Origin of the sequence: Streptomyces sp. NPDC058664, assembly GCF_042716635.1 — a bacterium.
GTDB lineage: Bacteria > Actinomycetota > Actinomycetes > Streptomycetales > Streptomycetaceae > Streptomyces.
In genome coordinates this window covers 77,580-102,667 of the sequence record NZ_JBHXRW010000017.1, presented here as the reverse complement: position 1 = coordinate 102,667, position 25,088 = coordinate 77,580, and the positions used below count along the sequence as shown (strand labels likewise).

Here is a 25,088-nt window from a genome sequence, read left to right as displayed (position 1 = left end):
TCTCCGAGCACGCGCGCCCGGAGTCCGGGGGAGCCCGGCGGCGGGTGCGCGAAGAGCCCCGCCGACACGGCGCGAGCCGTGCCGACGGGGCTCTTCCCTACGGGGCGTGCCGCCTCGCGGCGGGGGTCAGGAGACCTGGAAGGCGGAGCAGGGTCTGCTCGACGGAGTTCCCGGCCGCGTCCTCGGCGGCGCAGCGCAGGCCGACCCAGGTGCCGGAGGTCAGCGCGCCGCCCGGGACCGAGAACGTGAACGCGTCGGGCGTACCGGACGTCCGCACGTCGACCGGCGTCCAGGTGGGGCCACCGTCGACGGTGGCCGGTTGGCCGGGTCCAGGTCACGGCCGTGCCACCCGAGGTTGAGCAGCGGCAGGTTCACCGCGGTGGTGCCGGACGCCCCGACGGGCTCGGTCGGTCGTCCACGTGGTGAAGACCCGGCCGCCCATCGGGAAGACGCTCTTTGAGTCGTCGCCGCGCTCGATGCGGTACCGCGCGGCGGTGCCGTCCACGTTCACCGTCGCGAGGGAGCTACTCTGCACCAACACACCATTCCTGCACAGCCGGGCGTACGCAGTGGTCTGCGCCGGGCCGATCCACATGCCCGTGCCAGTGAAGCCGTAGTGGACTCAGATGTCCTCGGCGAGGGCAGTACCGGGGGCGGGTGCCAGAAGAGGCCACGGGACGTCGCAGCCTTGGTGGCGTTCCTCGTGGGCCCCTCCGCCTCGTTCATCACGGGGCGGTCCGTCCACGTCGACGACGGCCGGCTGCTCCACTGAGACTGTCAACAAGCAAGGAGACGAACCGAAATGATCGAACGAGTCCGCGCCGTCCTCGTCACCGCCGACGACACGATGCTGGTCATCCGCCGCACCAGGCCCGGCATCCCCGAGTACTGGGTCCTGCCCGGCGGCGGCGTCGAACCCGGTGACGAGTCCCGGGAGGCCGCCCTCCACCGGGAGATCCACGAGGAGATCGCGGGAAAGGCCGACATCGTCCGCCTCCTCCACACGATGGAGACCGACGACGAGCGCCAGCTCTTCTACCTCGCCCGCATCGCGACCTGGTCCTTCGACGACCGCACCGGTCCCGAGTTCAGTGCCGAGGGCCGCGGCGAGTACGCGCTGGAGGAGGTCCCGCTGACCTTGGAGGGGCTCGACGGCATCGATCTCAAGCCCGAGGAGATCGCCCACGTCCTGAGGGAAGCCGTCGGCGCCGGAAGCCTCGGAGTCGAGGCGTCGCTCTGAGCCGGCGTGTACGTCGTCCTGCCGCAGGGACCGGCTCTGACAAGAGCCGGTCCCTGCGGCCTTCCGAGGTCAGCGCGGGCAGCCCGGAGGCGGCTCCTCGTCCTGCCCCGGCAGCAGCCGCAGGGCGAGGACCGATCCGTCGGCATGGACGGAGACGGGGCCGCCCCAATCCTTGTCGAAGGTGTGGCGGGGGCGGACGTGGCGGCTCGCGTGGACGAGGGCGCGGTACTCGCTCGACGTCGCCCCGGGCGAGCAGACGGAAGACCTCCGCGTCCACGCCGGAGAACGCCTCGACGCGAGGGCCGTTCAGACGGAAGACGTGATCGGTGCCGACGTACTCGTTGCCGAAGAGAGCGTGGGCGGCGTCCTGGATGCTCATGCCGGCCGCGTGCTCGAGGCCGGTGAACCGTTTGCGGCCCTGCCGATCGGTCAGGTGCCGGGCGGTGGCGTGGCCGGATCCCGTGAAGGCCATGAGCCCGGCCGCCGTGGTGTGGGCCGGTGACTCCTGGAACCAGGCGTAGTCCTGCGCCTGCACGTGGCAGCCCCGTACGGGCTCCGGTGCCACCAGGCCCTCGGTCGGCGGGTGGATGTCAGGTATCACGTTCGCCTGGAATGGCGGGGCGTTCAGGTTCGCCTCCCGGCCTTCCGCCGGGGACAGTCGACCTCCGCTGCCGAGTGCCTGGAGGGCGTGGACGGTCATCGTGCCGCCGTCCGTCGGGAGCTGCGTGCTGAACAGCAGGCCAGGGGTCTCGTTCCACGCTCCGATGTGGACCGCTTCGGCGTGGGCCGAGGCGGAGGCCAGCTGCTCGGCGGAGGTGGTGGCGTCGCTGTGGTTGCCCTTGCATGCGAGGGGGATGACGAGGGACGGCTCTTCCGGCCGCCAAACCTCGGCAAAGTACTGGGGGCGGTAGCGGTATTTCACCTTCTCGCCCTTGTCCCTGGTGGTGAGGGCCCAGCCCGCGCGTAACGCCGTGTCTGCGGGGACGATCGTCACCGAGTGGTCGGGGAAGCGGCTGCCCAGCATGTGCTCGGCGAGCGTGAGGGCGAAGCCGATGCCGAGCTCGCCGGACTGTAGCGACTTGTAGTGGTCCGCGATGCGGTGGCCTTCGTCGGTGAGGCCGAGGAAGGAGTCGCGACCGCCGGCCAGGGCCTGGGTGTACTTGAGCGCGCTCCAGTGTTCCGCCAGCCCCCGGCCCGCACCGCGCCACGACAGGGCGGTGGCTCGGGCGAGGGTGTGGAGGACGTCCCAGAGGGTCACTTCGAACTGCCGGGGCAGCTCCGTCGGAGGGATCGGGTTGAGGGCGGGCTTCCTGCGGAGGGGCTCGTCCTCGTTCTCCTTCCGCTTCTTGTCGTCCGCCGCGATGGCGGCCTTCACCTTGCCGACGAGCGCGTCGTCGGAGTGGACGGAGATGTTCGATGGCTGGGTCAGGTTCTGGAGCACTTCCTCGGTCGGCTTCAACAGCTCTCCTTGACGGTGTGCGCGGGCGGTTCGCCATCGGGCTGGACCGTACGGAAGGGAGGAGCGGCGCACGCAAGTGCGCAGGGGCGCGTGACCTGGACCTTGGCCTGGGCGGGCTGGTGTCGGCGCCTTGTTCGCGAGTTCCGCGCTGCCGAGAGGTCTCCCATATGCCTGATGGCTCATCAGGTAAGTCGGCATTCGGTCAGCATGAGTCCCCGAGCGTTCCGGGGCAGTGGTTCCCAACCGGCGCCGGTGCTTAGGGAAAGCCCAGGTAGGAAGCCGTCCAGCCCGACCGGAGCGATGTTCCTCACAAACATCGGACGCGGGTGCCGGTGTAAAGTCGAAGCCGCCCTTGACCTGCACAAAGCAGGCAGGGAGCCGTCTTAGAGGAGTCCACAGTGCTGCGCACTCTGTTCAAGTCCAAGATCCACCGGGCGACCGTGACCCAGGCGGACCTGCACTACGTCGGTTCGGTCACCGTCGACGCCGATCTGATGGAGGCCGCCGACCTCCTCCCCGGTGAGCTGGTGCACATCGTCGACATCGACAACGGTGCCCGTCTCGAGACCTATGTCATCGAGGGCGAGCGCGGTTCCGGCGTCATCGGGATCAACGGCGCCGCCGCGCACCTGGTGCACCCCGGCGATCTCGTGATCCTCATCAGTTACGCGCAGGTCGAGGACGCGGAGGCCAGGGCGTTCGTCCCGCGCGTCGTGCACGTCGACGGTGACAACCGCATCGTGGAGCTGGGGACCGACGCGTCCGCTCCCGTTCCCGGGAGTGACACGGTGCGCGGCCCGCACGCCGTCCCCGGGGCGGCGCCGGTGGCCGTGCCCGTACAGAGCTGACGCGTTCCGAGCCGAGGGAGAACCGCCGCATGACCGAGCTGAAGATCCGTGACGACCGGGCGAACGGACGCCTCGAGGCGTTCGAGGACGACACCTTCGTCGGCGTCGTCGTCTACTTCGTCCTGGACGCCGCACCCCACGCGCTCGTCGCGGTGCACACGATCGTCGAGGACGGCCACGAGGGGAAGGGGATCGCCGGAGCGCTCGTGCGCGAGTTCTACACGATCGCCGCCGGCGAGGGCGTGCCCGTCGTGCCGCTCTGCCCGTACGCCGCCAAGTGGGCCGAGCGGCACCCCGACGAGGCCCCGGCCCCTCCGGCCGAGGTGGTCCGCGCGGCCAAGCTCCAGCTGAAGGCCACGCCGGACCTGTGGTGACCGCGGCCGGCACCCTGGCCCTGCTGCACACCTCGCCGGTCCACGTCCCCGTCTTCGACGGGCTGCGGGACCGGCACCACCCCGGGCTCGCCCTGCGCCACCTCGTCGACGAGGAGCTGCTGGTCCGGGCCAGGGAGGCGGGGCCCGAGGCGGTCGCGGAGCCGGTGGCCGACGTGCTCGCGGCGGCCGTCGCGGACGGCGCCGACGCGGTGCTCTGCACCTGTTCCACGATCGGCGGGGTCGCCGAGCGGCAGGCGGGCGCCGTCGGCGTGCCCGTGCTCCGCGTGGACCGGCCGATGGCCGCCGAGGCCGCCCGCTTCCGCCGGATCATCGTGGTGGCCGCCCTGCGCTCCACTCTGGAGCCGACCGTCGCCCTCATCGCCGAGGAGTCGGGGCCGGACACCTCGGTCATCACCACCGTCGTGGTCGAGGAGGCCTGGGAGCTGTTCGAGGCGGGGGACCGGGACGGGTACCTCGACGCCGTGGCGGCGACCGTGGACCGCGCGCCCCCGACGGACGGCGGCGTCGTCGTGCTCGCCCAGGCGTCCATGGCGGACGCCGTCGAGCGGATGACCACCCGGCGGCCCGTTCTGGCCAGCCCTCGCCCCGGGCTCGCCGCCGCGGCCGCGGCGGTGGCCGCCGCGCGTGCCGCAGCGGCCGGGCGCTGACCCGGAGGGCGGGATCCGGCGCGCGTGACAAGGCCCGCCGGGCCACCCTGGAGACGGACGACCCCGTCGACAGAGAGGCCCGTCATGACCCGCCCGCCCTATCCCGGTCCGGTTCCGCCCCCGCCCGTCCCGCCGCCGGGACCGCCGCCCGTGCCCCCGCCGAATCCGGTGCCGGTGCCTCCGGCCCCCGAGCCCGGCCCGGCGCCGCAGCCCGGCGGGCCCGTACCGGAACCCGAGCCTCAGCCCCAGCCCGGCCCCGCCGGTCGGCCTCTCGGGTCAACAGGAAGGTGACAGAAGGCGCTTGGACTTCCGCGTATCCCTTGTCACGGAGCGTGCGCCACCCCTAACTTGGGCGACTGCTGCTGTGTTCAAGGGGGGCCCATGGCCGTACGCGGACGTCACCGCCGCCACCAGCCGAGCCGGATCAACCGTGCTTCGCTCACCGTCACCGCGGGGGGCGCCGGAATGGCGCTGCCGCTCATCGGCGCGGGCACCGCGCAGGCGGCCTCGCTCGACGTCTGGGAGAAGGTCGCGGCCTGCGAGTCGACCTCCCACTGGAGCATCAACGCGGGCAACGGCTACTTCGGCGGACTGCAGTTCAGCCAGTCCACCTGGGAGCGGTACGGCGGCACGCACTACGCGCCGCGCGCCGACCTCGCCTCCAAGGACCAGCAGATCGCGATCGCCGAACGCGTCCTGAAGGGCCAGGGGCCCGGCGCCTGGCCGTCCTGCGGCCCCCGGGCGGGGCTCGCCCGGGGCGGGGACGCGCCGGACATCGCCCCCGGCGGTACGGCGGCCGCGGCGACCGGCGGGAACGCCGTCAGGACCGCCTCCCTGCCGGGACAGCGCGCCTTACCCGAGCAGCCGGTCAGGAACGTCGGCCCGACCGCCGTGCCGACCGTCCGCGAGATGTACACGGTGACGCCCGGCGACTCCCTGTCGAAGATCGCCCGTGAGGAACGGGTCCAGGGCGGCTGGAAGCGTCTGTACGAGACGAACCGGCCCGTCGTCGGCGACGATCCCGACCTCATCCACCCCGGCCAGCGCCTGACCCTGCGCATCGCCGCGCCGAGGAAGGCGGAAGGCGCGAAGGCGGCCGGACCGACGAGGACGGCCCCTCCCGGGGCCACCCTGCCCACGGCCAACCCGCCCAAGGTCACTCCGCCCAAGACCACTCCTCCGAAGGCACCTTCGGCCACGAAACCGCCGACGAAGCCCGCCGCTCAGGCTCCGGCCCCCGGGACCCGGCCCGCCGCGCACCCGTCGACGAAGCCGGCCGCGAAGCCGGCCACGAAGCCCGTGAGCCGACCCGGGGCAGGGCAGACCACGAAGCCGAGCACCAAGCCCACCACCCGGCCCGAGGCGAAGCCGAGCAGCAGACCCAGCAGCAGGCCCAGCACCAAGCCCGCCCCCCGGCCGTCCTCCAAGCCGAAGCCGCCCGCCGCGCGGGAGGACCACTACTCCGCCCCCGTCTCCGCGGGCGTCGGCACCCGCTACGGCACTCGCGGCTCCTCCTGGTCCAGCGGCTACCACACCGGCGTCGACTTCCCCGTGCCCACCGGCACCTCGGTCAAGGCCGTGGCCGCCGGACGGATCGTCTCCGCCGGGTGGGCCGGCGCGTACGGCTACCAGATCGTGCTCCGCCACGACGACGGCCGCTACAGCCAGTACGCCCATCTCTCCGCGCTCACCGTCCGCGAGGGCCAGCGGGTCCAGCCCGGTCAGCGCATCGGGCGCTCAGGATCGACCGGCAACAGCTCGGGACCGCACCTGCACTTCGAGGTACGGACGGGTCCCGGGTACGGCTCCGACATCGACCCCCTGGCCTACCTCAGGGCCCGGGGCGTCACCCTCTGACCCCGACGGCCCCCGGTCCGGCCCCGACCCGGTCCTCGGATCCGGGGCCGGAGCCGACTCCGACGGCGGCACGGCCGGCACCGTCATCCGGTCGAGCGTGAGCTGGACCAGGCCGCCCGCGGCGACCGCGCCGCAGATCAGCGCGGCGACGGTGCCCGCCGCGCCGTAGCGGAAGCTCTCGCCGAACAGGGTCAGGCCCACGGCGGCGGCCACCACCGGGTTGACCACCGTGACGGTGGCCAGCGGGGCCGCGAGCCCCGCACCCCGGTACGAGGCCTGCGAGAGGAGCAGGCCGGTCACCGCGAGGGCCGAGAGCACGAGCAGTCCTGTCCACTCGGCGAGCGGCGCGCCGGACGTCCACACCTCCGCCACCGCCTTCGTGAAGACCGAGGCGATGCCGAAGGAGACGCCCGCCGCGGCGGCGAGGACGACACTGCGCAGCACGGACCTGCCCACCAGGTGCGCGAGGGTGAAGAGGACGGCCACCACGCCGAAGGTGCAGGCCGTGAGGAGCCACCGGTCCCCGTCGGCCAGGGGCCGCGCCGGGGCGCCGCTGGTGAGGCTGAGCAGCCCGGCCAGGCCGACCGTGGCCATCAGGGCGCCCCGCCAGGCCCGCTGTCCGGCCCGGCGGCCGACGAAGAGGGCCGCCATGGGCAGCGCGAACACGATCGTGAGGGCGCCGAGGGGCTGGACCAGGCTGAGTGGTCCGTACGCGAGGGCGGCGACGTGCAGAGCCGCGCCGACGCCGTTGAGCAGGACGGACCCCCACCAGGCCGGGCTGCGCAGGGGCGCGTAGCGCGGGCCGGCGGCGGAGGCCGCGACCCGCTCCTGCACGATCGCCGCGGCCGCGTAGGCGACCGCGGAGACCAGGGCCAGGAGGACGGACAGCAGGAGGGGACTCATGCTTTCCACGATCCTCCTTCCGGGCGGATCGCGTCGTCGTCCCAGGGGACGTCTTCGGGGATACCACCGACGCAGTACGAGGCCGCCGCGTACGCCTGCAGATGTACACCGGTGCAGGTCAGAACAGGTGTAAAGGGTCCTTTTCGAACCCTGTCGGCGAGCTGTGCGGGGCAGCTACGGTGGGCGGAAACCGTCATACGGAACCGACGGAACCGACGGAACCGACGGAACCGACAGAACCAGGGGGACGCGGGTGGAGCCCGTCGAGAGCGGAGCGGGACGGGGGCATCCCCGGCCGGAGACCGGAGGAGAGGCGGTGGGAGGGTTCTTCGCCCTGCGGACCTCCGCGCCGCGGAGCGGCGGGGCGCACCGCCCGCTCGCCCTCCTGTACGCGGGGGAGGACGGCCCCCTCCACGCGCGCGTGGACCGGGTCACCGCCCGGCTCGGCGCCCCCGAACGCCGCGTCGGGGCCTCCGTCGCCCACCTCGGGCTCGCGGCCCGGCTCTGGTCGACCGCCCTCGGCCCCGCCGCGCTGCACGGCCGCTTCCCCGACCTCGCCCCCGCCGAGCTGTACTGGGACGGAGCGCTGACCGCGCCCGACGACCTGTGGTGGGCGGGCGGCACCACCCGCCCCGCCACCGTCGACGAGCTCCGCGCGGCCGTCCAGGAGGCCCACCTCGTACCGCTCCACGCGGCGCTGCGCCGCGACGGCCGCGTCTCCCCGCGCCTGTTGTGGGGCAACGCCGGCTCCGCCCTCGCCGGGGCCCTGCGCGAACTGACCCGCTGGGCGCGCGCCCATGACCGCCCGGACGTGGCCGAACGGGCCGCCGCCCTGGTCTCCGGACTGCTCGACCACCCCGACCTCGCCGGTACGGTCCGGGGCCCCCGGCTGCGCCGCGCCAGCTGCTGCCTCTACTACCGCTGCCCCGGCGCCGGGCTCTGCGGCGACTGTGTCTTCGACCACGCTCCCCGAACGGGTTTGGATGCGCGGCCCCCCGCTCCGTAAAGTTGGGCTTTTGAAAGCCCGTGAACAGCGACGTACGAGCGAACGAGGAACCCGAAGGCCATGACGGTGACCGAAGAAAACCAGGACTACGGGCCGGGCGTCGACCCCGATCGCCTGGCCGTCTGCCTCAGCGTCCTCGACGAGCTCGACAAGCTGGACGTCGACCACCCGGACGCCATCCGCGTCCGGCGCGCCACCGCCGGGATCTACCGGACCGTGAAGCAGCGCCGCCGACAGGAGCGCCGGGCCGCCAAGACCGCCAACGACAAGGCGGTCACCGAGGCCACCGCCACCGGTTCCGCGCAGCGCATCGACGACGAGACCGAGGGCATCCTCCCGTCCTCCGTCACCGAGGAGGGCCGGATCGCCGGGATACTCCAGCGCCCGCGCTCCTGCTACGTGTGCAAGACGCGGTTCGTCGAGGTCGACTACTTCTACCACCAGCTCTGCCAGCCGTGCGCGGCGCTGAACCGGGCCAAGCGCGACGCGAGCGCCGACCTCACCGGCAAGCGCGCCCTGCTCACCGGCGGCCGGGCCAAGATCGGCATGTACATCGCGCTGCGGCTGCTGCGCGACGGCGCCCACACCACCATCACGACCCGCTTCCCCAAGGACGCCGTCCGCCGCTTCAAGGCGATGGAGGACTCCGCGGACTGGATCCACCGCCTGGAGGTCGTCGGCATCGACCTGCGCGACCCGGCCCAGGCCGTGGCGCTCGCCGACCGGATGGCCGAGGACGGGCCGCTGGACATCCTCATCAACAACGCGACGCAGACCGTGCGCCGGCTGCCGTCCGCGTACGCCGCGCTTGTCGAGGGCGAGAAGGCCCCGCTGCCGGCCGGGGACCTTCCCGAGCGGCACGTCATCGGCGCCTTCAACTCCGGCGCCGTCGCCGAGCTCGGGTCGTCGTCCGCGCTGCCCGCCGGCGTGAGCGGCCTCGACGCACAGCAGGTCGCCGACCTCGCCCTGGTCGCGGGGAACGCCAGCATCGCCCGGCACCTCGACGGCACCGCCATCGACGCGGGCGGCCTGGTGCCGGACGTCGTCGACAGCAACACCTGGGTGCAGAGCATCGAGCAGATCTCCCCGGTGGAGCTGCTCGAGACCCAGCTGTGCAACTACACGGCGCCGTTCATCCTGATCAGCAAGTTGCGGCCGGTGATGGCCGCGGCCGCGAAGAAGGCGTCCAGCGGGCGTTCCTACGTCGTGAACGTCTCCGCGATGGAGGGCGTCTTCAGCCGCGGCTACAAGGGCGCGGGTCACCCGAACACCAACGCCGCGAAGGCCGCGATGAACATGGTGACGCGGACCAGCGGCCAGGAGATGTTCGAGACCGACGGCATCCTCATGACCTCCGTCGACACCGGCTGGATCACCGACGAGCGCCCGCACTTCGACAAGCTGCGCCTCGCCGAGGCGGGCTTCCACGCCCCGCTCGACCTGGTCGACGGCGCGGCCCGGGTGTACGACCCGATCGTGCGCGGCGAGGAGGGCGAGGACCTGTACGGCTGCTTCCTGAAGGACTACGCCCCCGCCAACTGGTAGGAAGTCGTTTCCCGAACCGCAGGCAAGCGGTTCCCGCCGTCCTGACAAGGGCGCCCCACCGGCCGGTGGGGCGCTCTTTCGGTTCTCTTCACCCGATCGCGTCACACTTCGGAGCCCGGTAGAGCGCGGACGTGCTCATTTGGTTACTCTGATGTTCACGGTCGGCCACCGGGGAGACACACCGTCCTCACGGTCGACCAGGGACTGGCCTTCCACCAAGGCCGCGGTCCCGCCCGACGAACGGCGCCACCGCGACCGACCGGCACTTGTCCCACAGGTACGCGACACAAAGGAGTGCGCGGTGACACCCGAACTGACGAAGCAGGAACCGCGACCGGCCGAACGCAACGACCGGCCGCGCAAGAACGGCGAGCTGGGGAGCCTGGAAGTCTGGGCCCACGCGGCCCCGATCCGGCTCGCGGGCTACGAGGACGACCTCGCCGAGCCCCACATCCTGCCCGGCATCGACTGAGTCCTCGCTTCACCTCCCGGTGCCCCCGGCCTTTCGAGGCCGGGGGCACCGGGACGTCCGGAGGGACCCGCCCGCCCGCTCCCGCAGCCGGGCCGGCGGCAGGTACTCCCGCAGCAGCGTCCGGTGCCACCAGGCGCCGGTCTCGCGGAGTTCGCGCCAGGTCGTGTACCGGTAGCGGTACAGCCGGGCGCGGACGAAGGCCGGCGGCGCCTCGGGGAAGGGGTTGTGGGCGAGCAGCCTCAGGGTGTCCCGGTCGCCGTCGAGCAGCCGCTCGACGAACGGACCGAACCACGCGCGCGCGTACCCGGGGCTGAGCGCCGCGAACCACATCAGCCAGTCGAGCCGCAGATGGTACGGGGCGTACTGCCGGGGCATCCGGCGCGGATCACCCGGCTTGCCCTTGAAGCCGTACTCCCGCCACACCGTGCCCGCGTGCGGCGCCGGGTCGTCGGTGCCCTCGACGATGATCTCGTCCCTGACCCGGCCGACCGTGCCGAAGGCCCCGTACGTGTTGACCAGGTGGAACGGGTCGTACGAGCGGTTCATCGCCTGGTGCCGGGAGAGCAGGTTGCGCACCGGGCGGTAGCTCCGTACCAGGACGAACGCGGTCACCGCGACGACCACGACCACGTACCAGAGCGGTGGATCCGGCTGCGGGTGGTCGCCGGTGAGCGGGGAGGCGTCCACGGCGGAGACGGCGATCACGATGGTGATCCAGTTCAGCCAGGCGAAGTTCCCGGAGAGCACCAGCCACAGCTGCGTCACGATCATCAGTCCGGCCGCGATCGTGGCGACCGGCTGTGGGGCGAACAGCAGGAACGGCACGACCAGCTGGACGACGTGGTTGGCCGCCACCTCCACCCGGTGCAGGGGGCGCGGGAGGTGGTGGAAGAACCAGCTCAGCGGGCCGGGCATCGGCTGGGTCTCGTGGTGGTGGTACAGGCAGGTCAGGTTCCGCCAGCAGGGATCGCCCCGGATCTTGATCAGGCCGGCGCCGAACTCGACCCGGAAGAGCAGCCAGCTCAGCAGGAACAGCACGAGGACGGGCGGGCCCGTGTCGTCGTTGCCGAGGAAGACCGCCAGGAACCCGGTCTCCAGGAGCAGCGACTCCCAGCCGAAGGAGTACCAGGTCTGGCCCACGTTCACGATCGACAGGTACATGCCCCACAGCAGCAGCCACAGCAGCATCGACACCGGCAGCGGCACCGCGTCCCCGGCGCCGGCCACGAGCGCGAGGGAGAGCGCGACCCCGGTCCAGGAGACGGTCGCGAAGAGGCGGTCCGAGTAGCGCCAGTGGAAGAGCGACGGGGTGTGCCGGGGCCGGGTCCCGCGCACGTACTCCGGTACGGGGAGCATGCCGTGTTCCCCGATCAGCGCCCGGAACTGGAGCGCGGCCGAGAGGAACGCGACGCAGTAAAGACCGGCGAGCCCCCGCTGGAAGACGATCCGGCTCAGCCAGTGGTCGGGTGCGGTGAACCACTCCATCGCCTCCAGTATCGGCCCCCGGTCACCTCCTGACGAGGCGCCGGAGCGTCCGGCCGAGGTGACGCGCGTACGCGCGCTGGAGCAGCGGGACCACCGGGCCGCCGAGCCGGGTGTACCAGGTGGCGGGGCGGCTGAACGCGGTGACGGTGAACCGGACGGTGCCGTCGGGGTCGAGGTCGATCACGAAGGATTCCTCGCCGCACTCCGGGTGCCCGGTGAGGGTTCCGTAGGCGAAGCCGGTGCGCCGCTTCTCGTACGCCGTCCAGATCACCGAGCAGGGGACGCCGAGCCGGAGCGGGCCGATGCCCGCCGAGATCTCGACGGCGGCGCCCGGTTCGGCGCGGTCGGCGTCGGAGCGGACCCGCGCCCCGGAGGCGCGGTGCATCCGCCAGGTGGTGACGGCGGCGCCCGCTGCCTCGTAGGCGGCGCGGCCGTGGCCGACGGTCTCGGTGTGCCGGAGGTGGTGGTAGCCCTCGGGGAGCGCCTCGGGGGTGCGGGTGGCGCCGACCTCGGGGTAGGTGAGGGCCGGGCGGGGGCGTTCGCGCCGGGACAGGCTGTTCAGGAGGCGGGTCATGCCGGAAGCTCCGTTCGGGGGCGGGTGGTGGGGGACGGGGGAGGGGTGGTGCCGCGGACCGTCGTGAGGCGGCGGCGGGCGAGCAGCGCGCAGACGGTGAAGCCGAGGGCGTTGCCCAGGCCGTGGGTCGCGGCGGTCCAGGTCAGGTCGAGGTGGGGGAGTCCGGTCGCCTCGCCGAGCGCCCAGCTCAGGGCGAGGAGCATCGTGACGAGGAGGACCAGGGCGGAGACGGCGAGGAGCGCGCGGGTGAGGCGGTCGGCCGCGGTCGCACGGCGCTCGCGGAGGGTCAGCGCCGCGATCGTCGTCATGCCGGCCGTCAGGACGACGGCTCCGGCGAGCTCGGCCCAGTCGTCGACGAAGTAGCCGAGCAGGACGAGCAGGGTGCCCGCGGGGACGCTGAGCGCGGCGAACCGGGCGGCGGGGCCGTCACAGACGCGGCAGAGCAGGCCGGCGACCAGGGCGGCGGCGAAGCCCGCGAAGTGGAAGTGCGGGACGGTGAGCGCCAGGATGTCGAGGTCGAAGCCGAACAGCGGGTACGAGGCCCGCTCGGCGACGAGCGCGAGCCCGGCGACGGACGGGGCGATCAGGGCGGTGAGGACGGCCACCTCGCCCGGCCTGAGGGAGCGGGTCAGGAGCAGTCGGGCCGGGGCCTGGAGCGCGAGCGCCAGGGTGGCGAGGGCGTAGACGACGGCGAGCGCGGTCGTCGGTCCGGACCGGGGCAGCCAGAGGCTGAGCGCTCCGGGGACGGCGAACAGGGGCCAGGCGCGCCGGAGCGCGTCCCATCCCGGTGGGTGGGGGCCGTCGAGGAGGGCGAGCCCGGTCGGGACCACCCAGAGCATGCCGATCGTCACGACCGTTCCCACCAGGACCGACAGTGCGGTCATGTGCCACCACCCCGACTTGAACGTGTTCAACTGCGACTCCGAGCGTAGAGCGTTTCTTGAACGCGTTCAAGTGATGTGTCGCGACCGTGGACCCGGTCGGCCGCCCTCCGCTTGCGGCGGCCCGCGCACTGCGACAGACATGAGGGACTGGCCGGAACCGGGCGCCGTGGCCCGGGGGAGAGAAAACGGGAGAACCAGGTGCGCTCAGTCCCCCGCCGGACGCGGCGGATCCCCACAGCTCCTCACGCGACCCCTCGCCCCGCCGCCCGCTCCGCGCTCGCGGCCCTCACCGCCTCCCTGCTGCTCGCGGGCTGCTCCGCCGCCTGGGAAGGCTCCCGGGGCGGCGCCCAGCCGGCCGCGGAGGACGCCCAGGACGTCTTCCTCCAGCCCCTCGCCGAACGGGGCCCCGACCCCTTCACCGCGTCCACCGCCCGGCACACCGCGACGCAGCCCTCCTCCGGCCGGGGCCAGGACCCGAACCCCGGGGCCGAACAGGTCCGCGAGGTCACCGGCTCCACCCCCGGCCTCTACGGCGGCACGCGCGCGGAGGGCAGCTGCGACGTCGAACGGCAGGTCTCCCTCCTCGCCGCCGACCAGGACAAAACCCGCGCCTTCGCCGAGGCCGCCGGGATCCCCGAGACCAACGTCACCGGCTGGCTGCGCGGGCTCACCCCGGTCGTCCTCCGCGCGGACGTCCGGGTCACCAACCACGGTTACCGCGAGCGCCGGCCCCACGCCTTCCAGTCCGTCCTGCAGACCGGCACGGCGGTCCTCGTCGACCAGTACGGCTCCCCCCGCGTCCGCTGCGCCTGCGGCAACCCGCTCCGCTCCCCGGCCACGGCGCCGGGCGCCGTCCACCAGGGCGACCCCTGGGACGGCTTCGACCCCGACCGCGTGATCACCGTCCGGCCGACGACCACCGTGGTCACCAGCCTGGTCATCGTGAACGCCGCCGACCGCAGCTGGATCGAGCGGCTCATCGGCAGCCACGGGGACAAGGACCGCAAGCCCGAGGTGGAACCGGCCTGCGATCCCGACGAATGCCGCCTGACCGGCTCCGGCAGCCCCGACCCAACCACGCCCGACCCCAGCGCCCCGGACCGCCCCGCCTCCCCGGACACCCCGCCCGGGACGCCCGTTCCCCCCGCCCCGGAGAGCCCCGCGAGCCCCGACGCCTCCGGAACCGGCGGCACGGACACCGCGCCGACCCCCACGGCCCCCGACATCCCGCCGTACCCCGACCGTGAGGCGGACCCGTACCCCGACGCCCCGCCGTACCCCGACGGCGAGGCGGACCCGTACCCCGACGCCCCGCCGTACCCCGACCCCGACACGGAGCCGTACCCCGACCCGAACGCGGACCCCGACGTCCCGCCCTTCCCCGACCCGAACGCCGAGCCGCCGGGCGAGCCGCCCACCGTGCCGGACGGCGAGCTGCCGCCCGAGGAGCTCTTCCCCGCCGGACCGGTCCCGGAGCAGCCCGAGACCTTCGAGGGATGAAGCGGATCTTCGTGGTGCGCACGGGCGGGGCTGCGCCTAGCGTGGCCCCATGAACGAGGGCAGCGGGGGCGGGGAGTCGGCCGAACGGCTCCCCCGCGCCCCGGAGGAGCGGACCCCGGGAGCCGGAATCCTGGCCGAGTACGGCTCCGCCTTCCGGATGGGCGGCTTCGACTGGGACCTCCTCGCCGGCACGATGCTCATGGACGATTCCGCCCTCGACGTCTTCGACATGGACCGCGCCGAGTACGACGACCGACCCGAGTCCCTCGGCTCGCGGGTCCTGCCCGACGAGGGCATCCGCCTCGACACCCTGGTCGCCCAGGCGCTCAAGGACGGCAGCGAGCAGTACGGCGCCTACTTCCGCATCCGCCGCCGTGACGGCGGCCACCAGTGGACCCACACCCAGGGAATCGTCCACCGCGACGACACCGGCCGCCCGGTGCGCATCATCGGCGTCATCCGCGACGCCACCCACGAACTCACCGAGTCCGCCGCCCGGCTCGGCCTCGACGAGGGGCGGCGCAAGCGCGCGGGCGTCATCGAGGGCACCACCGCGGCCCTCGCCTACGCGCGGACCGTGCAGGACGTCATCGACCTGCTCAACGACTCGCACGCGCTCGAACACTTCGGCGCCGCGAGTCTCGTCATGGGCCTTCTCGAGGCCGGCCGCATCCACCTCGTCGCCGAGGGTCCCGCGGGCGCCTTCGTGCCGGGCACGCGCTTCACCCGGGTGGACGAGCCGTACCCGATGAGCGAGGTGATCCGCACCCTGCGCCCGCGCTTCATCGACTCGGCCGAGGACTTCGCCCGCTCCTTCCCGGTCCTCTGGCCCCACATCAGCGGGCTCGGCATCACCGCCGCCGCCTATCTGCCGCTCATCGCCCAGGCCCGGCCGATCGGCGCGCTCGGCCTGCTCTACAGCGACAGGACCAGCTTCAGCGAGGACGAGCGGACCCTGCTCGTCGCCCTCGGCAGCAGCATCGCCCAGAGCCTCCAGCGGGCCATGCTCTACGAGCAGGAGCACGACCTCGCCGAGGGGCTCCAGCAGGCGATGCTGCCGCGCCGGATCCCCGAGGTGCCCGGTGCCCAGACCGCCGTCCGCTACCGCTCGGCCCGGCTCGGCCGGGACATCGGCGGCGACTGGTACGACGTCATCGCACTGCCCGGCGGGCGGGTCGGCGCCGTCATCGGCGACGTACAGGGACACGACACCCACGCGGCGGCCGTCATGGGCCAGCTGCGGATCGTGCTGCGCGCGTACGCCGCCGAGGGCCACCCCCCGGCCACGGTGATGGCCCGCGCCTCCGTCTTCCTGCACGAGCTCGACACCGAACGCTTCGCGACCTGCACCTACGCCGAGGTCGACCTCGGCACCGGGGTCGTCCAGGTGGTCCGCGCCGGCCATGTCGACCCGCTGCTCAGGGAGATCGGCGGCGGCAGCCGCAGGCTCCCGGTGGAGGGCGGACTGCCGCTCGGCCTCTCCGCGGAGTTCGGCCGCCTCGACTATCCGGTGACCACCCTGGAACTGGACCCGGGGCAGACCCTGATGCTCTACACCGACGGTCTGGTCGAGAAGCCGGGCGCCGACCTCGACGAGGGCCTCGAATGGCTCTCCGCCCTCGTCCGGCGCGGGCCCGCCGACCTCCAGGAACTCGCCGATCACCTGTGCGACGTGGTCGCCGACCGGGGCGGCGAGGACGACGTCGCCATCCTGCTGCTGCGCCGGCACGGCGTGGCCGCCGCGCCCGGAGCCGGCCGGTTCCGGCAGCACGTGGCCCAGAACGACCCCGAGGCGCTGAGCTCGGCCCGGCACATGATCAGGGCCGCCGTACGGGCCTGGGGGGCGGAGGAGCGCGCGGACGAGATCGAACTGGCCGCCGACGAGCTCATGACCAACGCGCTGATGCACACCGACGGCGGGGCGATCGTGACCCTGCGGATCCTCGTCGGGATGCCGCGGCGGCTCCGGGTGGAGGTGGAGGACCGGTCCAGCGCGCTGCCCCGGCGCCGCGAGGCGGGGGAGGCGGGCGTGTCGGGGCGGGGGCTTTTCCTGGTCGACCAGCTCTCCGACGTGTGGGGCGTCGAGTCACGGGGTGGCGGCAAGTGCGTGTGGTGCGATTTCGCCCTGGAGGGCGGAGACTGTTAACCGAGCGTGAACTGATCGTACTTGACCGTAACTGTCGGTACGCGATTGACTTCGCTCTCCCGCCTCTCCGCGCAGGACATGAGGACACCGTGAGCAGCGAGCTACTGGCACCGCTAGACCTGGCCTTCTGGCATCTCGAATCCACCGCCCACCCCCTGCACCTCGGAGCACTCGCCCACTTCGGTCCCGTGCCCCCCGACGGGCCCCCCGGCCGGGACCCCCTGGACGTCCTCGACCTGCTCGCGAGCCGCGCCGCCGCCGTCCCCCGGCTCCGCATGCGCGTCCGCGACGTCCTGCTTCCCGTCGGCGGCGCCGCCTGGAGCGCCGACCCGGACTTCGACGTACGCCGCCACGTCCACCAGGTCGTCCTGCCCGGCGCCGACTTCCCCGCCGAGACCGCCCGGCTCGCCGCCGAACTCATGGAACGTCCCGTCGCCCGGGGCCTCCCGCCCTGGGAGATGTACCTGCTGAGCGGCGCACCCGACGGCTCCTTCGCCGTCCTCGTCAAACTCCACCACGCGCTCGCCGACGGCATGCGGGCCGTCGCCATCGGCGCCGGGATCTTCGACGAGATCGCCGCGGGACGCCGCCCCGCGCGCCGCCCCCGCCCCGTACCGCCGCGCTCCTGGTTCCCGGGTCCCGGCCGGCTCCTCGACATGGCCAGGGACCGGCTCGGCGACCTCGGCCGGGCCGTCGAGGTCGGCGCCTCGGTCGTCGGTTCGTCCGTCGTCCGCGCCGGCCGCCTCGACGGACGCCCCACCGCCGCGCTCGCCGCCGAATCCAGCGGAACCCGCCGCGTCGCCACCGTGACCCTGTCCCTCGACCGCGTCCACCGGGTCCGCCGCGGCACGGGCGGCACCGCCAACGACGTTCTCCTCGCCGTCGTCGCCGGCGCCCTGCGCCGCTGGTTCGACGGACGCGACGTGCCCCTCCCCGAAACCGACCCCCGGGCCCTCGTCCCCGTCTCCCGCCGCCGGCCCGGCGCCCCGCCCGGCCCCGGCAACAGCCTCTCCGGCTACCTCCTCGACCTGCCCGTCACCGAAGCCGACCCGGCTGCCCGGCTCGCCGCCGTCCGGCACGCCATGGACCGCAACAAGGCCGCCGGGCCCTTCAGGGGCGCCGGCGCCGTCGCCCTCCTCGCCGACCAGCTGCACCCGCTCGCCCACCGCTTCGGTGCCCCCCTCGCGGCCGGCGCCGCCCGGCTCCTCTTCGACCTCCTGGTCACCCAGGTGCCGCTGCCCCGCTCGGCGCTCTCCCTCGGCGGGGCCCCGCTGCGGGCGCTCTTCCCGATGGCCCCGCTCGCCCGCGGCCAGTCCCTCGCCGTCGCCATGTCCCCGTACGGCGGCCAGGTCCACATCGGTCTCGTCGCCGACGGCGAGGCGGTCCCCGACCTCGACGCGCTGGCCGCCGCGCTCACGGCCGAACTCGACCTCCTGGACCCGCCGGGGACCCCCTGAGGGGCCGGTCCGGCGGGTGATCCACAGCGGGCCGGGCGGGTGGCCGGGCCACGCCGGTCACTCGGACCGCTCGGTCCGTTCTCCCTTCGGTCCCCGCCCGCGCTCGGTCCGGGGCCCACGGGCACGCCACCCCTCCTCTTCCCGCAGCGTCTCGTCGGCCTCGTCGTTCGCCTTCTCGTCCGGTACCCCGGACTGCTCGGCGTCCTTGCGGAGCCGGGCCCGCCGCGTGTCGTCCTTCTTGTTTCCTGGTTCCGGCACCACGCTCACCTCTCTCGGCTCGTCCTCGCCCCCCGGTCCCGGCAAACGGCCCCGGCGAGCGGGTCGACAAGCGGGTCGCCCCGCTCGGGGAGAGCGGCACCACCGCCGGGAGCCTCCTGCTCCGCACCGGCCGTTACACTCCGCCGCATGCTGCGCGTACTGGCCGTCGACGACGAGGAACCCGCCCTCGGGGAGCTGCTCTACCTGCTGCGCGCCGACCCCCGCGTCCGGAGCGCCGAAGGAGCGGCCGGCGCCACCGCCGCCCTCCGCAGGATCGGCCGCGCCCTGGAGGCCGGGCCCGACGGCGACGGGGCCGTCGACGTCGTCTTCCTCGACATCCACATGCCCGGTCTCACCGGACTCGACGTGGCCCGGCTGCTCGCCGGCTTCGCCCGGCCGCCGCTCGTCGTCTTCGTCACCGCCCACGAGGGCTTCGCGCTCCAGGCCTTCGACCTGAAGGCCGTCGACTACGTCCTCAAGCCGGTCCGCCGCGAGCGGCTCGCCGAGGCCGTCCGCCGGGTCCACGACCTGGTGGACGCCACCGCCGCCCCCGCCTCCCCGGCCGCGCCCGAGCAGATTCCCGTGGAGCTGGGCGGGGTCACCCGTTTCGTCTCCGTCGACGACATCGCGTACGTCGAGGCCCACGGCGACTACGCCCGCCTCCACACCGACCACGGCAGCCATCTCGTCCGCATCCCGCTCTCCACCCTGGAGGAGCGGTGGGCGGCCCGCGGCTTCGTCCGCATCCACCGCAGCCATCTCGTGGCCCTCGCCCGGATCGACGAGCTACGGCTCGACGGCGGCGCCACCTCCGTGCGGGTCGGCGACACCGACCTGGCGGTCAGCCGCCGGCACGCCCGCGACCTGCGGGACCTGCTGATGCGGCGGGCCGGCGGCTGAACCCCGTACGTCCGTGGCGGCCGCTCTGTCGCGGCCGGGGAGCGCTGCGTAGACTCCACGCGTCCCGGGCCCACCGCCCGGACGAGCCGCCGCAAGCCGTCGAGAGAGGCCGGGGAGGACCCCGATGCCGGAGCGGACCCCGATGTCCGAGCACCATCCTTCCCCGGCCCCCGGTCGGGGGGACCCCCAGCGCAGGCCCCGCCGCGAGACCGTCACGTACGCCTCCGCCCACGGCGCCGGAGCCGTGCCGGGCCCCGCCCGGCGGCGGCCCGTCCACCCCCCGGCCCGCTCGGAGATCGACGAGCAGACCACCCTCGGCCACACCTACGTCCGCTCCCTGATGCGCAGCCAGCTGCGCGCGGCCCTCACCGCCCTCGGTGCGCTTGCCCTGCTCGTCGGCCCGCTGCCGCTGCTGCTCGCGCTGCCCGCCCCCGAGGCCTTCGTCTGGATCGCCCTCGGCGTCGGGGTGTACCCCGTCGTCTGGGGGATCGCCCACTGGTACGTGCGCCGCGCCGAACGCAACGAGCGCGACTTCACCGGCCTCGTCGAACGGTGAAGCACCCCGCGTGAACCAGACCTACGCCGTGGCGGCCGTCACCGCCGTCGTCCTCGCCACCGTCCTCATCGGCGCCCTCGGGCTGCGGATCTCCCGCACCACCTCCGACTTCTACGTCGCCTCGCGCACGGTACGGCCGGGCCTCAACGCCGCCGCCATCAGCGGCGAGTACCTCTCCGCCGCCTCCTTCCTCGGCATCGCGGGCCTCGTCCTGGTCCAGGGCCCCGCCATGCTCTGGTACCCGGTCGGCTACACCGCCGGGTACCTCGTGCTGCTCGTGCTCGTCGCCGCCCCGCTCCGCCGCTCGGGGGCCTACACCCTCTCCGACTTCGCCGAGGCCCGCCTCGAATCACCGCAGGCCCGCCGGCTCGCCAGCCTCTTCGTCGTCGGCATCGGCTGGCTCTACCTGCTGCCGCAGCTCCAGGGCGCGGGCCTCACCCTTGAGATCCTCACCGGGGCGCCCGACTGGGTCGGCGGACTGCTCGTCGCCCTCGTCGTCACGGGGACGGTCGCCGCCGGCGGCATGCGCAGCATCACCTTCGTACAGGCCTTCCAGTACTGGCTGAAACTCACCGCCCTGCTCGTCCCCGTGCTTTTCCTGCTCGCCGCCTGGTACGGCGACGGGGCGCCCAGGGCTCGCTTCGACGCCCCCGCCGTTTTGCGCGGCCACACCGTGGTCAAGGTCGCCGACACCGTACGCATCGGACTCGACGCCCCTCTCACCCTGACCGTCACCGGCAGCGTCGACTCCGTCCCGTACGAGCGGCGGACCGTGACCCTCGCCCCCGGTACCCACCACGTCCTCGGCGGCACCACGCTCGCCTTCGCGCCGGGCACGGACCTTCCGGAGAGGGTCGCCAGCGGCACCGACCCCCTCGGCTGGTCCCAGCCGCTGGCCGGCGGACGCGACGGACACCAGCTGTACGCCACGTACGGGCTGATCCTGGCGACCTTCCTCGGCACCATGGGCCTGCCGCACGTCGCCGTCCGCTTCTACACCAGCCCGCACGGCCGGGCCGCCCGCCGCACCACCCTCGTCGTGCTCGGTCTCGTCGGCGCCTTCTACCTGCTGCCACCCCTCTACGGCGCCCTCGGCCGGATCTACGCCCCCGAACTCGCCCTCACCGGCTCCGCCGACGCAGCCGTGCTCGTCCTGCCCGACCGGATCCTCGGCGGACTGCTCGGCGACCTCCTCGGGGCGCTCCTCGCGGGCGGCGCCTTCGCCGCCTTCCTCTCCACCGCCTCCGGCCTCACCATGTCCGTCGCCGGGGTCCTCACCCAGGACGTGCTGCCCTCCCGGGGCGTACGGCACTTCCGCCTCGCGACCCTGCTGGCCACCGCCGTCCCGCTCGCCGTCGGAGCGGTCGCCTCCAAGGTGCCGGTCGCCGACGCCGTCGGTCTCGCCTTCGCCGTCTCCGCGTCCTCCTTCTGTCCCCTCCTCGTCCTCGGCATCTGGTGGCGGCGGCTGACCCCGCCCGGCGCCATGGCGGGGCTGCTGCTCGGCGGCGGCTCCGCGCTCGCGGCCGTGATGGCGACCCGCGCCGGGCTCGCCCCCGAGGGCTGGCCGCACACCCTGATGGCGTGGCCGGCCGTCTGGTCGGTCCCGCTCGGCTTCCTCACCATGGTCCTCGTCTCGCTCGCGACGCCCCGCCGGGTCCCGCCCGGCACGCCGGCGCTCCTCGCGCGCCTCCACCTGCCGGAGGAGATCTCCTCGTCGGAGCGGATCGACCTGCCGGAGGGGACCTCCTCGCCGGAGCGGAACAACCCGCCGGAGGGGACCACCGGCACCGTGCCCGCCCGGAAGGCACGCCGATGACCGGCATCGCCCTGGCCGCCGCGGCCGCCGCCGGGGCCGTGCTGCTCGCCGTCGGCTTCGTCCTGGGGCGGTTCACCGCCCGGCGCGGCGGCCCCGCCGCCGATCCCGACCTCGGCACACCCGTCGAGCGGGCCACCTTCCACACCCTGCACACCGCTTCGCTCGCCGCCCCGCCGCTGCGCGCCGGGCTCACCGAGGAGACGGCCCACAAGGCGGCCGGCACGCTCCGCTCGCTGCTCGGCACGGAGGCGCTCTGCCTCACCGACCGGGGCGCCGTCCTCGCCTGGGACGGACCGGGCGAGGACCATCACCGCGCCCACGTCCCGGCGCAGGCGGCCGAGACCCTGGAGACCGGCCGCAGCAGGTCCGCGCCCACCGGCTGCGACGATCCGGCCTGCCCGCTGCGCTGGGCGGTCATCGCCCCGCTCACCGGGGAGGACGGGGTCCTCGGCGCGCTCGTCGCCTACGGTTCGCGGGAGTCGGCCGTCCTGGTGCGAGCCGCGACCGAGGTGGCCCGCTGGGCCTCCGTCCAGCTCGAACTGGCCGAGCTGGACCGTTCCCGCACCCGGATCGTGGAAGCCGAGATCCGCGCGCTGCGCGCCCAGATCTCCCCGCACTTCATCTTCAACTCCCTCGCGGCCATCGCCTCGTTCGTCCGGACCGACCCGGAACAGGCCAGAGAACTCCTCCTGGAGTTCGCCGACTTCACCCGGTACTCCTTCCGCAAGCACGGCGAGTTCGCCCAGCTGGCCGACGAACTGCGGTCCATCGAGCAGTACCTGGCGCTCGCCGGGGCGCGGTTCGGGAACCGGCTCGAGGTGACGCTGCAGATCGCCCCCGAGGTGCTGCCGGTGACCCTCCCCTTCCTCTGCCTCCAGCCGCTGGTGGAGAACGCGGTGAAGCACGGCCTCCAGGACCGGGAGCGGGGCTGCCGGGTCACCATCGCCGCCCGGGACGCGGGCACGGAGGCCGTGGTGACCGTCGAGGACGACGGCATCGGCATGGACCCGGAACTCCTGCGCGCGGTGCTGCGCGGAGAGCACCCGGCCGGCTCCGGCATCGGCCTCTCGAACGTGGACGAGCGGCTGCGCCAGGTGTACGGGGCGGAGTACGGGCTCGTCATCGAGACCGGGGTCGGCGCCGGGATGAAGGTGACGGTGCGCATACCCAAGTACCGTCCAGGAGTGCACCGTTCGCCGCCGTGACGACCTGAGGTCCCCGGCCGCGCCCCGCCTGCCCCCGGTCAGCGCAGGTGCAGCGAGAGATGGGCCAGCGGCAGCCCGAGCTTCCAGGCGGGCAGCCAGATCTGCTCGTCCTCGTCGACGGGGCACTCCGGGTCGTCACCCGTCCGGCCGTCGAGGTCGGCGGCGCGCACCCAGGTGTCCCGCAGCCGCCGCCACGCGCTCTCCGCGAGCGCCAGGTCGGGGCCGTCGCCGCCGGACGCGCGCCGGGCGGCGAGGCGCTCCTCGACCCAGGGGGGCCAGGGCCGGTCGTACGCCGTGTGGCGCAGCCACTCGTCGATCCGGCCGGCGGGCCGGCCGCCGGCGGGCCCGTCCGGTCCCTCCGAGAGGTGGACGGTGAGGGCGAGCGCCTGGAGGCCCGCCCGGTACTCCAGTGAGCCGGGCGCCACGAGGGCGGCGGCCCGCAGCACCTCGTCGGCCAGGTACTCGGCGCACAGCCAGGCCATCGGGACGGCGAGGCCGCCGCCACTGGTGCCACCGGCGCCGTTCGTGCTCTCGGGCAGCAACGCTCCCACCTTCTCCCGGACATGGAGGACCCGGACGTGTGGGGCCCGGGGGAGAGCTTCCTCCGCGAAGGGCGCCCGCGGGTCCCGCTTTGCTCAACTGGCCCGTGTGGTTTCGGATACGTTTTCCGGCCGGATCGGTGCCGGTGGGATTGCTGATGCCACGGGAGGCGTACGGGGCGTGGGAGGCGTCTCCGGCAGGGCGGCTCAGCCCAGGATCGCGTACACCGCGGTCGCGTGGGCCGCGGTCTCCTCCGTGCCCTCGGCCGTCATGGTGATGTCGGCGAAGGCCATCCGCTTCCCCGCCTTGGTGAGCCGGGCCCGCACCAGGACGTCGGAGCCGACGACCGCCCGCTGGAAGCTGATGGACTGCTGGACGGTGGTCATCGGCACGAAGCCGCCCCGGGCGGCGGAGACCGCGATCACCGTGGCCGTGTCGGCGGCGGCCATCAGGGCCTGGCCGGAGAGGCCGCCGCCCTCCCGGGCGAGCCGGTCCGACCACGGCAGCCGGAGCACGGCCTGGTCACCGTCCACGGATTCGACGGTGAGTCCGAGATCGAGCACCCAGGGGGCGAAGTTGTCGGCGAGGACCTGTTCGGCGGCGGCGAGTGTCAGTGTCACGGCGTCATTGTGGGGCCCCGGCGAGGGGCCGGGCAACGGCCGTGCGGCGCGGCCGGTAGCCGGGCAGGGACCGGCCGAGCTGCCGCAGCGCGTAGTGGGAGCGGGACTTGACGGTCCCGGCGGGGATGCCGAGCTCGACGGCGGCCTCGTTGACGGTGAGACCGTGGAAGTAGAGCCGGACGAGCACCGCGCGGTGCTCGGGGCTCAGTTCCCGGACGGCCGCCCGTACGTCGAGCGCGGCCTCGGCCGACGCGGTGGCGTCGGCGGGGTCGGGCGTCACCGCGAGAACGCCGTCGCCGATCTCGGCCGGCCGGGCGAGGCGTGAGCGCCGGGCGTCGATGGCGAGGCGGCGGGCCACGGTGAAGAGCCAGGGCCGCATCGACTCGTAGGGGCCGTCGAAGGCCTCGGGGTGGAGCCAGGCCCGTACCAGGGTCTCCTGGACGAGGTCCTCGGCCCGCTGGCGGTCCCCGTAGGTGAGGCCGAGCAGGAAGGAGAGCAGCGCGGGGCCGTGGTCCCGCTGCAGCTCCTCAAGGGTCCGTTCGTCGGTGGTCGCCGTCGTCATGCTGCCCGCCTCTCCGCGGCTCGTCGTCCGGGCCGTATACGAGCGCATCCGGACGGCGAGGGACAGGGAACGGACATCGGTGTGCGACGAACGGTCGCACCGAGCGGTGAATGGTACGGCGAGCGGTCGGAAGGTGACCGACCGGAGGTGCTGCGTCCGTTTCAGCGGGGTTCCTGCCCCGATGCGGCCTTGACCCTTGACTGCGGCATTCCC

General features: G+C 73.8%; 25 protein-coding genes. 15 read left to right on the top strand and 10 right to left on the bottom strand.

Annotation, left to right across the window (positions count from 1 at the left end; translation table 11 throughout):
- Positions 1-97 precede the first annotated feature (97 nt).
- Entirely contained in the window at positions 98-277 is a 180-nt protein-coding gene (locus ACFWUY_RS16375) for a hypothetical protein (RefSeq protein WP_384107916.1), read from the bottom strand.
- A gap of 525 nt (positions 278-802) precedes the next feature.
- On the opposite strand from ACFWUY_RS16375, the gene ACFWUY_RS16370 reads away from it, so the two are divergent.
- Positions 803-1,240 carry an NUDIX domain-containing protein gene (locus ACFWUY_RS16370; RefSeq protein WP_384107914.1) on the top strand — a complete coding sequence of 146 codons (438 nt, stop codon included), beginning with the start codon at positions 803-805 and terminating at the stop codon, positions 1,238-1,240.
- On the opposite strand, the gene ACFWUY_RS16365 is transcribed toward ACFWUY_RS16370, so the two are convergent.
- Positions 1,164-2,699 carry a hypothetical protein gene (locus tag ACFWUY_RS16365; RefSeq protein WP_384107912.1) on the bottom strand — a complete coding sequence of 512 codons (1,536 nt, stop codon included), beginning with the start codon at positions 2,697-2,699 and terminating at the stop codon, positions 1,164-1,166. The genes ACFWUY_RS16370 and ACFWUY_RS16365 overlap by 77 nt on opposite strands.
- Positions 2,700-3,097: 398 nt before the next feature.
- Here ACFWUY_RS16365 and panD point away from each other — a divergent pair, with 398 nt between their 5' ends.
- From panD to ACFWUY_RS16345, 4 genes are all read left to right on the top strand, one after another.
- The gene (panD, locus tag ACFWUY_RS16360) at positions 3,098-3,547 is read left to right on the top strand and encodes an aspartate 1-decarboxylase (RefSeq protein WP_384107910.1); all 450 of its coding nucleotides are present in this window, start codon (positions 3,098-3,100) and stop codon (positions 3,545-3,547) included.
- A gap of 29 nt (positions 3,548-3,576) precedes the next feature.
- Complete coding sequence (locus ACFWUY_RS16355) at positions 3,577-3,921, top strand: GNAT family N-acetyltransferase (RefSeq protein ID WP_384107908.1); 345 nt, start codon at positions 3,577-3,579, stop codon at positions 3,919-3,921.
- The gene (locus ACFWUY_RS16350) at positions 3,918-4,589 is read left to right on the top strand and encodes an arylsulfatase (protein ID WP_384107986.1); all 672 of its coding nucleotides are present in this window, start codon (positions 3,918-3,920) and stop codon (positions 4,587-4,589) included. Before ACFWUY_RS16355 ends, ACFWUY_RS16350 begins: the two co-directional genes overlap by 4 nt.
- Before the next feature lie 381 nt (positions 4,590-4,970).
- The gene (locus ACFWUY_RS16345; RefSeq protein WP_384107906.1) at positions 4,971-6,446 is read left to right on the top strand and encodes a peptidoglycan DD-metalloendopeptidase family protein; all 1,476 of its coding nucleotides are present in this window, start codon (positions 4,971-4,973) and stop codon (positions 6,444-6,446) included.
- On the opposite strand, the gene ACFWUY_RS16340 is transcribed toward ACFWUY_RS16345, so the two are convergent.
- Positions 6,327-7,349 (bottom strand): DMT family transporter, encoded by a 1,023-nt coding sequence (locus ACFWUY_RS16340; protein WP_384107904.1) that lies wholly within the window; start codon positions 7,347-7,349, stop codon positions 6,327-6,329. The genes ACFWUY_RS16345 and ACFWUY_RS16340 overlap by 120 nt on opposite strands.
- Positions 7,350-7,665: 316 nt before the next feature.
- Here ACFWUY_RS16340 and ACFWUY_RS16335 point away from each other — a divergent pair, with 316 nt between their 5' ends.
- From ACFWUY_RS16335 to ACFWUY_RS16325, 3 genes are all read left to right on the top strand, one after another.
- On the top strand, positions 7,666-8,355 hold the full coding sequence (locus tag ACFWUY_RS16335; protein WP_384107902.1) for a (2Fe-2S)-binding protein: 690 nt from the start codon (positions 7,666-7,668) through the stop codon (positions 8,353-8,355).
- 60 nt (positions 8,356-8,415) lie between these two features.
- Positions 8,416-9,900: an SDR family NAD(P)-dependent oxidoreductase gene (locus tag ACFWUY_RS16330; RefSeq protein WP_384107900.1), complete on the top strand. Its 1,485-nt coding sequence runs from the start codon at positions 8,416-8,418 to the stop codon at positions 9,898-9,900.
- Between the two features lie 301 nt (positions 9,901-10,201).
- Positions 10,202-10,372 (top strand): hypothetical protein, encoded by a 171-nt coding sequence (locus ACFWUY_RS16325; protein WP_198942251.1) that lies wholly within the window; start codon positions 10,202-10,204, stop codon positions 10,370-10,372.
- 9 nt (positions 10,373-10,381) lie between these two features.
- Here ACFWUY_RS16325 and ACFWUY_RS16320 read toward each other — a convergent pair whose 3' ends face one another.
- The 3 genes from ACFWUY_RS16320 to ACFWUY_RS16310 are packed head-to-tail and all read right to left on the bottom strand — an operon-like array spanning position 10,382 to position 13,306.
- Positions 10,382-11,857, bottom strand: a complete 1,476-nt coding sequence (locus ACFWUY_RS16320; RefSeq protein WP_384107898.1) for a lipase maturation factor family protein — start codon at positions 11,855-11,857, stop codon at positions 10,382-10,384.
- A 22-nt stretch (positions 11,858-11,879) separates the two neighbouring features.
- Positions 11,880-12,431 (bottom strand): DUF1990 family protein, encoded by a 552-nt coding sequence (locus ACFWUY_RS16315; RefSeq protein WP_384107896.1) that lies wholly within the window; start codon positions 12,429-12,431, stop codon positions 11,880-11,882.
- The gene (locus tag ACFWUY_RS16310) at positions 12,428-13,306 is read right to left on the bottom strand and encodes a YndJ family protein (protein WP_384107984.1); all 879 of its coding nucleotides are present in this window, start codon (positions 13,304-13,306) and stop codon (positions 12,428-12,430) included. Before ACFWUY_RS16310 ends, ACFWUY_RS16315 begins: the two co-directional genes overlap by 4 nt.
- A 207-nt stretch (positions 13,307-13,513) precedes the next feature.
- Here ACFWUY_RS16310 and ACFWUY_RS16305 point away from each other — a divergent pair, with 207 nt between their 5' ends.
- From ACFWUY_RS16305 to ACFWUY_RS16295, 3 genes are all read left to right on the top strand, one after another.
- Positions 13,514-14,815 (top strand): DUF6777 domain-containing protein, encoded by a 1,302-nt coding sequence (locus ACFWUY_RS16305; RefSeq protein WP_384107894.1) that lies wholly within the window; start codon positions 13,514-13,516, stop codon positions 14,813-14,815.
- Positions 14,816-14,864: 49 nt separating this feature from the next.
- Positions 14,865-16,961, top strand: a complete 2,097-nt coding sequence (locus tag ACFWUY_RS16300; RefSeq protein ID WP_384107892.1) for a SpoIIE family protein phosphatase — start codon at positions 14,865-14,867, stop codon at positions 16,959-16,961.
- An 89-nt stretch (positions 16,962-17,050) separates the two neighbouring features.
- A complete protein-coding gene (locus tag ACFWUY_RS16295; RefSeq protein WP_384107888.1) occupies positions 17,051-18,418 on the top strand; it encodes a wax ester/triacylglycerol synthase family O-acyltransferase in 1,368 nt (455 codons plus the stop codon).
- Positions 18,419-18,475: 57 nt separating this feature from the next.
- On the opposite strand, the gene ACFWUY_RS16290 is transcribed toward ACFWUY_RS16295, so the two are convergent.
- Positions 18,476-18,676 (bottom strand): hypothetical protein, encoded by a 201-nt coding sequence (locus tag ACFWUY_RS16290; protein ID WP_384107885.1) that lies wholly within the window; start codon positions 18,674-18,676, stop codon positions 18,476-18,478.
- Between the two features lie 147 nt (positions 18,677-18,823).
- Here ACFWUY_RS16290 and ACFWUY_RS16285 point away from each other — a divergent pair, with 147 nt between their 5' ends.
- The 4 genes from ACFWUY_RS16285 to ACFWUY_RS16270 all read left to right on the top strand — a co-directional run bounded on the left by ACFWUY_RS16285 (position 18,824) and on the right by ACFWUY_RS16270 (position 23,153).
- A complete protein-coding gene (locus tag ACFWUY_RS16285) occupies positions 18,824-19,576 on the top strand; it encodes a LytR/AlgR family response regulator transcription factor (protein WP_384107880.1) in 753 nt (250 codons plus the stop codon).
- Between the two features lie 142 nt (positions 19,577-19,718).
- Positions 19,719-20,132: a hypothetical protein gene (locus ACFWUY_RS16280; RefSeq protein WP_384107982.1), complete on the top strand. Its 414-nt coding sequence runs from the start codon at positions 19,719-19,721 to the stop codon at positions 20,130-20,132.
- 10 nt (positions 20,133-20,142) lie between these two features.
- On the top strand, positions 20,143-21,948 hold the full coding sequence (locus ACFWUY_RS16275; RefSeq protein WP_384107878.1) for a cation acetate symporter: 1,806 nt from the start codon (positions 20,143-20,145) through the stop codon (positions 21,946-21,948).
- Positions 21,945-23,153, top strand: a complete 1,209-nt coding sequence (locus tag ACFWUY_RS16270; protein ID WP_384107876.1) for a histidine kinase — start codon at positions 21,945-21,947, stop codon at positions 23,151-23,153. The genes ACFWUY_RS16275 and ACFWUY_RS16270 overlap by 4 nt, the downstream gene beginning before the upstream one ends.
- Positions 23,154-23,191: 38 nt before the next feature.
- Here ACFWUY_RS16270 and ACFWUY_RS16265 read toward each other — a convergent pair whose 3' ends face one another.
- From ACFWUY_RS16265 to ACFWUY_RS16255, 3 genes are all read right to left on the bottom strand, one after another.
- Complete coding sequence (locus tag ACFWUY_RS16265; protein WP_384107874.1) at positions 23,192-23,695, bottom strand: hypothetical protein; 504 nt, start codon at positions 23,693-23,695, stop codon at positions 23,192-23,194.
- 204 nt (positions 23,696-23,899) lie between these two features.
- Positions 23,900-24,313 carry a PaaI family thioesterase gene (locus tag ACFWUY_RS16260; RefSeq protein ID WP_384107872.1) on the bottom strand — a complete coding sequence of 138 codons (414 nt, stop codon included), beginning with the start codon at positions 24,311-24,313 and terminating at the stop codon, positions 23,900-23,902.
- Positions 24,314-24,317: 4 nt separating this feature from the next.
- A complete protein-coding gene (locus ACFWUY_RS16255; protein ID WP_384107870.1) occupies positions 24,318-24,875 on the bottom strand; it encodes a sigma-70 family RNA polymerase sigma factor in 558 nt (185 codons plus the stop codon).
- Between the last annotated feature and the right edge of the window lie 213 nt (positions 24,876-25,088).

Coding starts and splice junctions, on each gene's coding strand:
- ACFWUY_RS16270 (WP_384107876.1), top strand. CDS start 21,945: ATGACCGGCATCGCCCTGGCCGCCGCGGCCGCCGCCGGGGCCGTGCTG.
- ACFWUY_RS16355 (WP_384107908.1), top strand. CDS start 3,577: ATGACCGAGCTGAAGATCCGTGACGACCGGGCGAACGGACGCCTCGAG.
- ACFWUY_RS16370 (WP_384107914.1), top strand. CDS start 803: ATGATCGAACGAGTCCGCGCCGTCCTCGTCACCGCCGACGACACGATG.
- ACFWUY_RS16320 (WP_384107898.1), bottom strand. CDS start 11,857: ATGGAGTGGTTCACCGCACCCGACCACTGGCTGAGCCGGATCGTCTTC.
- ACFWUY_RS16345 (WP_384107906.1), top strand. CDS start 4,971: ATGGCCGTACGCGGACGTCACCGCCGCCACCAGCCGAGCCGGATCAAC.
- ACFWUY_RS16280 (WP_384107982.1), top strand. CDS start 19,719: ATGTCCGAGCACCATCCTTCCCCGGCCCCCGGTCGGGGGGACCCCCAG.
- ACFWUY_RS16340 (WP_384107904.1), bottom strand. CDS start 7,349: ATGAGTCCCCTCCTGCTGTCCGTCCTCCTGGCCCTGGTCTCCGCGGTC.
- ACFWUY_RS16330 (WP_384107900.1), top strand. CDS start 8,416: ATGACGGTGACCGAAGAAAACCAGGACTACGGGCCGGGCGTCGACCCC.
- ACFWUY_RS16255 (WP_384107870.1), bottom strand. CDS start 24,875: ATGACGACGGCGACCACCGACGAACGGACCCTTGAGGAGCTGCAGCGG.
- ACFWUY_RS16315 (WP_384107896.1), bottom strand. CDS start 12,431: ATGACCCGCCTCCTGAACAGCCTGTCCCGGCGCGAACGCCCCCGCCCG.
- ACFWUY_RS16300 (WP_384107892.1), top strand. CDS start 14,865: ATGAACGAGGGCAGCGGGGGCGGGGAGTCGGCCGAACGGCTCCCCCGC.
- ACFWUY_RS16285 (WP_384107880.1), top strand. CDS start 18,824: ATGCTGCGCGTACTGGCCGTCGACGACGAGGAACCCGCCCTCGGGGAG.